A 10,619-nucleotide genomic window follows, 5' to 3' on the forward strand; every position below is an offset into this window, starting at 1 on the left:
GCCTGCTCAGCTGAGTTGCTTCACCATGTCAGCGATGATGGTGAATCGTATGACTCGCAGCATTTTCTCTTCGCCGGCAAGAACCGGGGCCAGGGCGGGATTGGCGGTCCGAAGTTTGGCATTCCCGGTCCGGATTTCTGTCAGCAGGTTGTCCGCTGCGGGCAGGATGTCCTTGCACATCTGATGCAGAAAGCGTTCCGCCGTCCTCGCTGAAATGCCTAGCTTTTCCGCGCCGCTGATCAGTAGAGCCTTGTCGACGGCATGGAACGCGTCGGTGCCCAGAAGGCCCCAGGCCAAGCGGGTAGCAGCCGGCCAGCCTGATTTTCCGTAAGTTCCGGTGTCATATGCGGCAACGCTCAGTAGATCATAGAAAGGCGCCAGGCTTATGCCTTCCGTGGTGACTAGAAAACTGAGATTTTTCAGGTGCGCGTCGCTGTTTCCAATCAGCAGGTTGAACACAAGCCAGCGAAACAGGTTTATCCGGGTACTCGCCGGGAAGCGAGTGCGGTCGACCAGGTCGCACAGCGTGTCTACGCTTCCTCTCGAGTACTTGAAGGCACTGGACATGCTGAGCAGCTGGCACGCATCCAGGGTGTGAACCCGCTTCCACTCACCCGTCACCTCAATTCGGTCAAACCTGTCTATCAGATAGACAGGGGAGGGTACGTAAAGCCGGCGGACTCCCGGGACCGGCAGCCGTAGCGCATCGGCCAACCTCAGGACGAAGTACTCGTTGATAACAGAGTGGGGGTAATCGTCCGTGTCCTGGTGGTTGGGTTTCAGGATGTGCGTTGACGGAGTCGGGCCGCCAGGTTCAAAAAGCGCCCCGTCGCGGAAAACGACGGCAAGTTTGTGCTGTGCACCCGCCAGCGACATGCGTTTGATGGCGCTGTGTGTTAGCGGGACGTGCGGCAAATTCTGAATTCGCGCCTCCAGCGCTTCAAGGGAAAGCTGTCGCAGCGCCGGGGTAAGGTGATTGGCTTGACCGGGGCGCAGCAGTGTTACCGACCCAGCGGACTCGGCACCGTAGTACTCCAGCAGGGCAAAGGAGTCTCCTGCGCTAACCTTGGCGTCGGCTGCCAGCAGTGTCCGTTGCCCTTCCTCGGGCAACAAATTGTCGAAGTACCACTGCACATGGCGCTTGGTGCTCCCATCCCGAATGGGTTCTGGCTGCAGGGGGAGCTCTGGACCAAGGGCGTACCGCTCCGGGCTGGCAAGCCAGGCAGGGTCGTAAACGAACTGCCAGATGTCGTCTGCCGCGTCCAGCTCGCCGACGGGGATGCCATTAATGCTTGCAACCAGGGAGCGCTTAGTCACGGCTGTCCGTCTCCCGACGCGCTTGGCGCAGCCTCATCCGCTCCCGTTCCGCGACGACAAGGTTTGACGCGGCATCGGGCAGGTCTGCGTACAAGTGAATGCCGAGGGACTGAAGGACCTGAAAGAGGTGGCTCCAGTTGAGATTCTCATCTCCGGATTCCAATTTCAGCATGAAGCTCTCGCTAACGCCACTGGCCCCTGCGGCGTCGTCCTGCCTCAAGTTTTGGGCCTTCCGAGCCGCTCTCACGAGCACGGAGAAGTCTGAGGCACTTGTTATGGGCGCTTTCATGAAAAATCCTTGTGAACGCAAGGATTTTATGTCAAAAGCAGCTTGCTCACAAGAAAACCTTGCGAACGCATGGTTTTTCGTTGATTTCAAGGAATGTCGACCGAAAACCGTGTGAGCGCAAGGTTTTTGCGGCCGAACTGTGTACGGAAGCAGAAATCCTTGCGAGCGCATGATTTTCTCGTTCGAGACGATTTGTCGCGGATGCCTCCCGGCGAGAGGTCTCGCCCCCCAGGCAGTCCTTCCCCTTATCCGAAAACTATGGATGTAATCCCTAGGTGGGAAAATCGGCGCGGAATGTGCTGGAAACAGGTGTAAGTGGCGCTCTGCCCACGCGTCGGTATTTACATCGCGTTGTGCTATATCGCGCCAGATGCAGTATATGCAGTGGCGTATTTGAATGACCTTTGTTGCAGTCATTAAGACATAAAAGTTTAATAAGCCGCAGCCACAATACGGTTGCCGCCACGGGTGCGATTCATGGCATGTCACGCATGGTCGCCCGCCGCCGGCGGAGGATTGCCTCATCCATTCCATAAGACAGAGAAAACCCAGTGAAGAAAGCTCTACTCGCAATGACCGCCGCGGCAGCCGCCGCGGCATCCGGCGCAGCGTTCGCCCAAACCTCGTCCGGCGTCACGCTGTACGGCATCGTCGACGCTGGCGTTGAAATCATCAACAACACGCCGGCCACGGGTTCCGCGGGCGGCACGGTGACGCGCCTGAACTCCGGCAACCTGTCCGGTTCGCGCTGGGGCCTGCGCGGCACGGAAGACCTGGGCGGCGGCCTGAAGGGCATCTTTGTGCTGGAAAGCGGCTTTGATCTGGACACCGGCACGTCCGGCCAGGGCAATCGCCTGTTTGGCCGCCAGTCGTATGTGGGGCTGCAGGGCAATTTCGGCGCCGTGACGCTGGGCCGCCAGCAGAACTCGCTGTATGACTTGTTCGGCGCTTACGACCCGATGGGCGTGGGCCCGCGCTACTCGCTCAACAGCGTCGATTCCCTGTTCAACGGCCGCGCCGACAATGCCATGAAGTACACCGGCAAGTTCGGTGGCCTGACTGCCACCGGCTTCTACAGTTTCGGGCGCGACGCTACCGTGGCCAACGGCGGCGAAGTGGCGGGCCAGAGCAAGGTGGGGCGCAACTTCGGCGCCGGCCTGTCCTATGCGGCTGGCGGCTTCTCGATCGGTGGCGCGTATGACCAGTTCCAGGGGGCTTCGGTCGCGCTGAAGGATCGCAGCGCCAAGCGCGTGGCAATCGGTACGGCCTATGCCTTTGGCGACGCCAAGGTGTTTGCCGGCTACCGCTGGCTGCGTGACGATGGCACGGCAAGCCTCACGGCCGCGACCACGCGCAGCAATGTGTACTGGGCCGGCGCGCAGTACAAGTTCACGCCCGCGTTCCAGCTGACCGGCGCGGCTTACTACAACGACGTCAAGAACAGCGACGCGGATCCGTGGATGTTCGTGCTGTCGGCGGACTACTCGCTGTCCAAGCGCACCGACGCCTACCTGAACGTTGGCTACGTGAAGAACAAGTCGCGCTCCACGCTGGGCCTGAACGGCAGCGGCACCGCACTGCCGGGCGAGAACCAGACCGGCGCCACCGTCGGCCTGCGCCACCGCTTCTAAGCGGCGGCGGGCGGCACAGCGCCATTGGCGCCATGCCGCCCGCTGGCTTCCTCCCGCGGCGGCGCAAGCCGCCAGGAATCATATCGACCTTGCTTCGGCGCGAGGATCGTTTGGCCGGTCAATCGACCGGCCTTTTTTTTCCGCTTCGCTGGATCGGGTGATATGGTCGAAGCTCCGGTCGCCGTAGACGCGTTCCACCTTCGACACCACGACGTGATAGCCCGCATACCATTTGCGGTACTGGCGCTTCGCCTCCAGGTGCCGCGGGTGGCTGGCGAAGGTGCGCAAGGCTTCCTGATCCTGCCAGTAATAACTGGCGTTGCTCATGCTCCCGTCGGGCGAGCGCCAGGATTCGGCGCCCAGGAAACCGGGAACGCTGGCCGCCACCTCGTCGATGACGGCGCTCAAGCGCTTGAATTCCTCGTCGATCTCGCCTGGCTTGTAGATAAAGGCTGCGATGTACATTGCATGCTCTCCGTTGCGCATGTGGGGGGGTGATGGTTTGCCGGCAGGCGGGATTCAGGCAGCGCCATGCAGATCCAGGGTCTAGGCAGCTCTTGGCATCGCAATCAGCCTGAGCGCAAGCAACACCAGCACCACCGCAAGCCCATAGGTCTGCACCGTGGCCGCGCGCGGGTTGCGCGACAGGAAGCGGCGCGCCGAGCCGCCGGCCGCGCCCAGCAAGGCATGGAAGACAACGCTGATCGCCGTCAGCACACAGCCCAGGATGACCAGTTGCCCGGCAACATTGCCTTTGCCCGGCTCCACGAACTGGGGCAGGAAGACCATGAAGAACAGCAGGGCCTTCGGGTTCAGCAGGCTGTTCAGCATGGAGCGCAGGAACACGGACTTCAGCGAAGCCTGCTGCGCCACCGCGCCGAGCGGCGAGCGCGGGCGGCGCAGGGCCTTGTAGGCCATCCAGAGCAGATACGCGGCGCCCGCGTAGCGGATCAGGTCGAAGGCCGGTGGCCACGCGGCGATCACGGCGGTGATGCCGGTGGCGGTCAGGCCGGTCAGGACCAGGTCGGCCGCGCCAATGCCCAGCGCGGCCGCGGCGCCACCGCCGAGCCCATAGCTGACGCCGTGCGCCATGACAAAGGCCATGTTCGGCCCGGGCGACAGCAGCAGCATCATGACGGCTGCCGAGAACACCAGCAAGGTAGCGAATGCGATCATGTCCAAAGCTCCTGGAATCCCTTTGCGTTGATGAGATCGGTAGCGTAGTCTTTGTTATTGATACAAACAAAAAATTGTTCTAGATACAAGGCGCAAGGAAACAGCATGGTTCCGGTACGGTACAAAGCCCTCATGGATGACATTGCCGATCGCATTCGCCGGGGCGAGCTCCCGCCGGGCACGCAGCTGCCGACCGTGCGCGCCCTGATGAAGCAGCACGGCATCGCCCTGGCAACCGCCTCGCGCGTGTACAAGGAGCTCGAATCGACCGGCCTCGTCGTCGGCGAGACCGGCCGGGGCACGTTCGTGCGCGACACCTCGCTGCCGCGCGGCTTGGGGATGGAGCAGCATCCCGTGCGATTCGGCGCCGTCGATCTCACCTTCAACTATCCGTCCTTGCCGGGGCAGGTCGACATGCTGCGGGACGGGCTGCGTACCATTGCCGCCTCGGGCGATCTCGACGCATTGCTGCATTCGGCGCCCCAGGGCGGACGGCCGCACGAGCGGCAGACCGCAGCCAGGCACCTGCGCAACCGGGGCATCCGGGTGGGCGGCGAACAGGCGCTGATCGTCAACGGCGCGCAGCAGGGGCTGGCCGTGACGGTGATGGGGCTGCTCCAGCCGGGAGACGTCCTGGCGGTGGATGCCCTGACCTATCCAGGCATGAAGATGCTGGCCCAGGCGCATCGCCTCGACCTGGAGCCGGTGCCGCACACCGCCACGGGCATGGACCTCGACGCGCTGGCCGCGCTCTGCAGGCGGCGCCCGGTGCGCGCGGTCTACGCCATGCCTACCATGCACAACCCGCTTGGCACGGTGATGCCCGAGGAAGACCGCTTGCGCCTGGCCGGGCTGGCCGAGCGGCACGATTTCCTGATCATCGAGGACGGCGCCTATGCTTTCCTGGCCGAGCCGGCACCCAGGCCGGTCTTTACCTGCGCACCCGGGCGCACCGTCTATGTGTCGGGCTTGTCGAAGAGCGTGGCTTCCGGCTTGCGCCTCGGCTTCGTCGTTGCGCCGCTTGCCATGGTGCCGGCGCTTGAGCGCGCTATCCGCGTGTCGACCTGGAATACACCGTCCCTGACCGTGGCGCTGGGCTGCCACTGGATCGAGGCCGGCCTGGTCGACGAGCTCGAGGACAGGAAGCGCAAGGACGCGCGGCAGCGCCAGAGCCTGGCGCGCCGCGTGCTGCGCGGGTGCGCCATCGCCGCGCACCGCTCGTCCTACTATCTCTGGCTTTCATTGCCCGAGGAGATGCGTGCCGATGGCGTTGCTGCCGGCCTGGGGCGCGAGGGCGTCCTGGTGACGACGGCGGAGCCGTTTGCCGCGACGCCCAACGTGCCGCACGCACTGCGGCTTGCCATTGGCTCCATCTCGCATGAAGCACTGGCGGAGGCGCTGACCAAGGTGCGCCGGGCGGTGGCCGGTTGACGCGATGCAGCAATCGCCGTCGCAACGGCGCCGGTCGGCCGTTTTCCGGACCGGTGCGCCCGCGCCTGCGTAGTTGTTCCCATTGTCTGCCCGCAGGCTTTCCATTAGGCTGGCCGTCCAGCTTCGAGCACTTCCGGCGCGCGCCCCCATGCCGCCGGTCACTGGAGATGCCCTGATGCCCGCTGTGCAGAGCCTGCCGCAAAACATGACGCGGACGACCAATATGACGTTCGATCAATGGCGCGAGGCCATCGATACGAGCTTCCTGCCGCTCGAATACTCCCGCCAGGGGCGTGGGCCGTTTCATTGCAAGGCGAGCTATGCGCGCTTCGGCGCATGCGCGGTGGCGGACATGGAGGTCGACGCGCATCGCGTGGCGCGCGAGCCCCGGCACGCGGCGGCATCCGATGCCGGTTTTTTCAAGATTTTCTGGCAGCTCAGCGGGCGGAGCCGGGTGGCGCAGCGCGGCAACGAGGCGTCGCTGGAGCCGGGCATGTGGTCGATCTACGATACCGCGCAGCCCTACAGCATCGAGATGGCGGATCGCTGCCGCGTGCTGGTGCTGCTGGTGCCGCAGGAGCGCGCCTTCGGCTGGCGGCAGGCGGCCGCCAGCCTGGGCGGACGGGCGCTGCGCGGGGAGGGCGCGGCGCGCATCGCGGTGTCGGCGCTGGGGGCGCTGCTGCACGATGCCTGCGCGGGCCATCTGCTGGACCAGCAAGGCCAGCTGGTGCTGCAGGATTCGATGGTTGCGCTGATGGAGACGGCGCTGCAGGGGGCGCACGCCCCGCCGCCGCCGGCGCTCGGGGACGGCACGGACGCCGTCATGGCGCGCCATCTGGGCGAGGCGCGCATCAACCGCATCGCCAGCTTCGTCGACGCTCATTTGCACGATCCGGAACTATCGGCGCAAAGCCTGGCTGCGGTCCTGAACGTCTCGCGCCGCACGCTGTACAACCTGTTCCGCGAGTTCGGCCAGACGCCGCACGCCTATATCCTGTCGCGCCGGCTGCGGCAGGCAGCGCTGCGGCTGTCCGGTGGCGGGGAGGGCGGGCGCAGCATCACGGAGATTGCATTTGCGCTGGGTTTTGCGGATGCCGCGCATTTCAGCCGCGTGTTCCACGAGCGCTTCGGCATGAGTCCTTCGCAGTGGCGGCAGCAGCATGCGGGCGGGAGGGGCGTGGCCGTACGGCATTAGCGTCCGGATCGGGCATTCCAAACGGCGCGGGCGCATCCTGCCAGCGTCGTTTGACGCGCCGGGTTCCCTGCCTCCCTTCACCCGCCAGCGCTGCTCAGCCTGAGCGAATTCCCATCGCTGCGAAAGACCAACCCATGCTCCCGGCCGCGCGCTTGCGCCTCGGCAAGCCGGCCTTGCAGCACGATCGCCTGGACCTTCCCGTGGTCTGCCGAGCGGCCGCAGACCGGATCCGTGGCGGTGGCGTCGCCGGTCAGCAGGAAGGCCTGGCAGCGGCACCCGCCCTGGTCTTCCTCCTGCGAATCGCAGGATCGGCAGGGCTCGGGCATCCAGTGCGTACCGCGGAAACGCTGGAAGGCATCGCTGTCGCGCCAGATCTGCCGCAGCGGCTCCTTGGTGACGTTCGGCAGGTCAAGTCCGGGCAGCATGCGCGCCGCGTGGCAGGGCAGCGCGACGCCGTCGGGGGCCACGCCCAGGAAGGTGGTGCCCCAGCCGTTCATGCATTTCTTGGGGCGCTCCTCGAAGTAGTCGGGCACCACGAACAGGATCTTGCACCGGTTGCCGATGCGCGCGCGGTATGCGTTCACGACGGCTTCGGCTTCGCGCAGCTGTTCGTGCGTGGGCATCAGCGCCTGGCGGTTTTCCCAGGCCCAGCCGTAGTATTGCGTGTTGGCCAGTTCCAGGTATTCCGCCCCCATCTCCAGCGCCATCTCGATGATGGCGCCGACGTGGGGCAGGTTGTGCCGGTGCAGCACGCAGTTCATCACCATCGGGTAGCCATGCGCCTTGATCAGGCGGGCTACCCGCTGCTTCAGGTTGAAGGTGCGGGTGCTGGAGAGAAAGTCGTTGAGTTCGCGGCTGGAGTCCTGGAACGATAGCTGGATATGGTCGAGTCCGGCGGTGCGCAAGGCGGCCAGCCGGTCGTCGGTGAGGCCGATGCCGGAGGTGATGAGGTTGGTGTAGAAGCCGAGCCCGTGGGCGTGTTCGACCAGGGCTTCCAGGTCCTTGCGCAGCAGCGGTTCGCCGCCGGACAGGCCGAGCTGCACGGCGCCCAGCGCGCGCGCCTGGGTGAAGACGTCGCGCCACTGGGCGGTGTCGAGCTCGGCGTCGTGCCGGGCATAGTCCACCGGGTTGGAGCAGAAGGCGCAATGAAGCGGGCAGCGGTAGGTGAGTTCCGCCAGCAGCCATAGCGGCGGTCCGGGCGGCGCTGGCGATGCGGGCGGCTCAGACCAGCCAGCCGCGTTCTGTGGCATGTTTGACAAAGGCGTGTACCTCCGGTGCGATGCCCTGCACGCCGAAGGCGGACTGCAGGTCGTCGATCAGCATGTCGAGCGTATGGCTGCCGTCGCAGCGTTGCAGGATGGCGGCCGCGCTGTCGTTGAGCGTGACCATGCCTTCCGGATACAGCAGGATCCAGCTCTGCTGGGCGTCTTCCCACTGCAGGCGGAAGGTCCGGTGCAGCGTTGGCTTGGCCAGGTCGGTTTCGGTCGGGCTCATGGTTGGGCTAGTTGGATGGCGTCGAGCATCGACCACAGAATGTCGAGCTTGAATTGCAGGATGTCCAGCGCGCGTTGCTGCTGCTCCGGCGTGCGGAAGTATTCGAGCGTCACGCGCAGGCCGTGATCGACATCGCGCTGCGCGAGTGGAATGCGGGAGCGGAAATAATCCAGGCCCTGCGCTTCGATCCAGGGGTAGTGACCGGGCCAGCCGGCCAGGCGCTCCTTGTGGATCTGCGGGGCGAACATCTCCGTCAGGGAGGAGCACACCGCCTCCTGCCAGGGCGCGCGCCGCGCGAAATTCACATAGGCGTCGACGGCAAAGCGCACACCGGGCAGCACATGGCGGTGCGACCATAGCGCTTCGCGCGTGAGCCCCACCGCGACGCCCAGGCGCAGCCAGGCTTCGATGCCGCCTTCCTGGGTCTCGGTGCCGTCATGGTCCAGGATGCGCACGACCCATTCGCGGCGCGTTGCGCGGTCGGGGCAGTTGGAAAGGACGGCGGCGTCCTTGAGCGGGATGCTGGTCTGGTAGTAGAAGCGGTTGGCCACCCAGGCGCGAATCTGCTCCGGCGTGCATTGCCCGGACGCCATGCGCAGGTTGAACGGGTGGTGGATATGGTATCCGGTCTCCTTCGCGCGCAGGCGCGCTTCGAACTCGGCGGTGCTCCAGGCCGTGGCTTGTGTCATAGCGTGATTTCCATGCCGTCGTATGCCACCTCGATGCCGTGGTCCGCCAGCAGGCTGCGCTGCGGCGAGTCTTCCACCAGGATCGGGTTGGTGTTGTTGATGTGGATCAGGATCTTGCGGGCCGCGGGCAGGCGGTCGAGCGTCTCGATCATGCCGCCGGGGCCGGACAGTGCGAGGTGCCCCATGTCGGCGGCGCTCTTGGCGGAGAAGCCGAGCTGTTGCATTTCGTCGCCGCGCCAGAAGGTGCCATCCACCAGCACCACGTCGGCGCGTTGCAGTTCGTCGAGCACATGCGGTTCGATGCGGCCCAGGCCGGGGGCGTAGAAGGCGCGCCGGCCGGTGCCGAGATCGACGATGCGCAGGCCGATATTGTCGCCGCGCTGCGGCGCGTGGCGATGGGGGGAATAGGGCGGCGCCTTGCTCTCCAGCGGCACCGGGGTCAGCATCACGCTATAGAGCGGCGGCACCGTGAAGGGCGTGTCGTCCAGTCCCAGCGTGTGCGTGTCCAGTCCGCAGTAATGCGACAGCATGCGCGTGAGGGGAAACGCCGTGCCGAGATCCTGCAGTACCGCCGCGGTGGCGTAGACCGGCAGCGCCTGCCGGTGCTCGCGCAGCATCAGGAGGCCGGTGACGTGATCGATCTGCGCATCCATCAGCACCACGCCGGCAATGCCCGTGTCGCGCGGACGGCGCGCTGGCTGCAGCGCCGGCGCGTGGCGCAACTGGTCGAGGATGTCGGGCGAGGCGTTGACCAGCACCCAGTCCTGTCCTTCGTCGCTCAAGGCGATCGACGACTGCGTGCGCGGCGTGGCGCGCAGCGTGCCATTGCGTACGCCATCGCAATTCTGGCAGTTGCAGTTCCACTGGGGAAAGCCGCCGCCGGCGGCCGAGCCCAGAACCCGGAGTATTGTCATGGCGCGGTATCGATGTGTTGGTGACTGAGTCAAAGCCAAAGGGCAGGGTGCAATGCGCAAGGCATGAGCAAAAAGCCCGCCAGCCAGAAAAAAAAGCCCGCCGGGGCGGGCCTTGCCGGGTCGGCACGGACAGCCTGACGTGCTCAGCGGTTGGCGATGTACATGGTGATCTCGAAACCCAGGCGCAGTTCCTTGTAGGCGGGAGTGGTCCAGTTCATGTCTCTTCCTTTGGGTGGCATAGTTAGTGAATGCATCATCGGTTCTTCTTGCGGCGATGGCCGCGTCCTTTCCGAGGCAACATCCATGCCCGCAGCACCGCCGTCCTCCTCCTGCTTCTTTCTCCGTACGCGGGATGGCCAGCGCCTGCATGTGCGGCAGGCCGGTCCCGCCACGGGCGAGGCGTGGCTGGTGCTGCACGGCGGCCCGGGCAGCGGCTGCAACCCGTCGATGGCGGCGTGGTTCGATCCGCTGCGGCATCGCGCC

Annotated in this window: 12 protein-coding genes and 1 pseudogene; 5 read left to right on the plus strand and 8 right to left on the minus strand. The window is 65.3% G+C overall.

All coding sequences use genetic code 11. The annotated features are described in order from the left end of the window. Positions 1-6 precede the first annotated feature (6 nt). Complete coding sequence (locus tag P3W85_RS27755) at positions 7-1,317, minus strand: HipA domain-containing protein (RefSeq protein ID WP_276267121.1); 1,311 nt, start codon at positions 1,315-1,317, stop codon at positions 7-9. Positions 1,318-1,487: 170 nt separating this feature from the next. On the opposite strand from P3W85_RS27755, the gene P3W85_RS27760 reads away from it, so the two are divergent. Next, positions 1,488-1,721 (plus strand): hypothetical protein, encoded by a 234-nt coding sequence (locus P3W85_RS27760; protein ID WP_276267122.1) that lies wholly within the window; start codon positions 1,488-1,490, stop codon positions 1,719-1,721. A gap of 436 nt (positions 1,722-2,157) precedes the next feature. Next, a complete protein-coding gene (locus tag P3W85_RS27765) occupies positions 2,158-3,237 on the plus strand; it encodes a porin (protein ID WP_276267123.1) in 1,080 nt (359 codons plus the stop codon). 78 nt (positions 3,238-3,315) lie between these two features. Here P3W85_RS27765 and P3W85_RS27770 read toward each other — a convergent pair whose 3' ends face one another. Together P3W85_RS27770 and P3W85_RS27775 are read right to left on the minus strand one after the other, a co-directional pair. Beyond that, positions 3,316-3,702, minus strand: a complete 387-nt coding sequence (locus P3W85_RS27770) for an antibiotic biosynthesis monooxygenase family protein (protein ID WP_276267124.1) — start codon at positions 3,700-3,702, stop codon at positions 3,316-3,318. Between the two features lie 81 nt (positions 3,703-3,783). Further along, a complete protein-coding gene (locus tag P3W85_RS27775) occupies positions 3,784-4,413 on the minus strand; it encodes a LysE family translocator (RefSeq protein ID WP_017225862.1) in 630 nt (209 codons plus the stop codon). A 105-nt stretch (positions 4,414-4,518) separates the two neighbouring features. Between P3W85_RS27775 and P3W85_RS27780 the strand changes: the two genes are divergently transcribed. Both P3W85_RS27780 and P3W85_RS27785 read left to right on the plus strand, forming a co-directional pair. Beyond that, complete coding sequence (locus P3W85_RS27780; RefSeq protein ID WP_276267125.1) at positions 4,519-5,844, plus strand: PLP-dependent aminotransferase family protein; 1,326 nt, start codon at positions 4,519-4,521, stop codon at positions 5,842-5,844. Positions 5,845-6,019: 175 nt separating this feature from the next. Beyond that, the gene (locus tag P3W85_RS27785) at positions 6,020-7,039 is read left to right on the plus strand and encodes a helix-turn-helix domain-containing protein (RefSeq protein ID WP_276267126.1); all 1,020 of its coding nucleotides are present in this window, start codon (positions 6,020-6,022) and stop codon (positions 7,037-7,039) included. Between the two features lie 77 nt (positions 7,040-7,116). On the opposite strand, the gene pqqE is transcribed toward P3W85_RS27785, so the two are convergent. The 5 genes from pqqE to pqqA all read right to left on the minus strand — a co-directional run bounded on the left by pqqE (position 7,117) and on the right by pqqA (position 10,354). Beyond that, entirely contained in the window at positions 7,117-8,289 is a 1,173-nt protein-coding gene (gene pqqE, locus P3W85_RS27790) for a pyrroloquinoline quinone biosynthesis protein PqqE (RefSeq protein WP_017224090.1), read from the minus strand. Next, a complete protein-coding gene (gene pqqD, locus P3W85_RS27795; RefSeq protein WP_017224091.1) occupies positions 8,261-8,533 on the minus strand; it encodes a pyrroloquinoline quinone biosynthesis peptide chaperone PqqD in 273 nt (90 codons plus the stop codon). The genes pqqE and pqqD overlap by 29 nt, the downstream gene beginning before the upstream one ends. After that, entirely contained in the window at positions 8,530-9,222 is a 693-nt protein-coding gene (gene pqqC / locus P3W85_RS27800; RefSeq protein ID WP_276267127.1) for a pyrroloquinoline-quinone synthase PqqC, read from the minus strand. Before pqqC ends, pqqD begins: the two co-directional genes overlap by 4 nt. Beyond that, a complete protein-coding gene (gene pqqB / locus P3W85_RS27805) occupies positions 9,219-10,136 on the minus strand; it encodes a pyrroloquinoline quinone biosynthesis protein PqqB (RefSeq protein ID WP_017224093.1) in 918 nt (305 codons plus the stop codon). Before pqqB ends, pqqC begins: the two co-directional genes overlap by 4 nt. A 143-nt stretch (positions 10,137-10,279) precedes the next feature. After that, positions 10,280-10,354, minus strand: a complete 75-nt coding sequence (gene pqqA, locus P3W85_RS27810) for a pyrroloquinoline quinone precursor peptide PqqA (protein WP_006161450.1) — start codon at positions 10,352-10,354, stop codon at positions 10,280-10,282. A gap of 85 nt (positions 10,355-10,439) precedes the next feature. On the opposite strand from pqqA, the pseudogene P3W85_RS27815 reads away from it, so the two are divergent. Continuing rightward, positions 10,440-10,619: pseudogene (locus tag P3W85_RS27815) on the plus strand (alpha/beta fold hydrolase); the annotation flags it as partial.

The organism is Cupriavidus basilensis, from assembly GCF_029335485.1.
Lineage (GTDB): Bacteria > Pseudomonadota > Gammaproteobacteria > Burkholderiales > Burkholderiaceae > Cupriavidus > Cupriavidus basilensis_E.

Bases quoted from the DNA above. Each gene is read 5' to 3' on its own strand.
- P3W85_RS27760 (WP_276267122.1), top strand. From the start codon at position 1,488: ATGAAGCTCTCGCTAACGCCACTGGCCCCTGCGGCGTCGTCCTGCCTC.
- pqqC (WP_276267127.1), bottom strand. From the start codon at position 9,222: ATGACACAAGCCACGGCCTGGAGCACCGCCGAGTTCGAAGCGCGCCTG.
- P3W85_RS27785 (WP_276267126.1), top strand. From the start codon at position 6,020: ATGCCCGCTGTGCAGAGCCTGCCGCAAAACATGACGCGGACGACCAAT.
- P3W85_RS27780 (WP_276267125.1), top strand. From the start codon at position 4,519: ATGGTTCCGGTACGGTACAAAGCCCTCATGGATGACATTGCCGATCGC.
- P3W85_RS27775 (WP_017225862.1), bottom strand. From the start codon at position 4,413: ATGATCGCATTCGCTACCTTGCTGGTGTTCTCGGCAGCCGTCATGATG.
- P3W85_RS27770 (WP_276267124.1), bottom strand. From the start codon at position 3,702: ATGTACATCGCAGCCTTTATCTACAAGCCAGGCGAGATCGACGAGGAA.
- pqqE (WP_017224090.1), bottom strand. From the start codon at position 8,289: ATGCCACAGAACGCGGCTGGCTGGTCTGAGCCGCCCGCATCGCCAGCG.
- pqqB (WP_017224093.1), bottom strand. From the start codon at position 10,136: ATGACAATACTCCGGGTTCTGGGCTCGGCCGCCGGCGGCGGCTTTCCC.
- pqqD (WP_017224091.1), bottom strand. From the start codon at position 8,533: ATGAGCCCGACCGAAACCGACCTGGCCAAGCCAACGCTGCACCGGACC.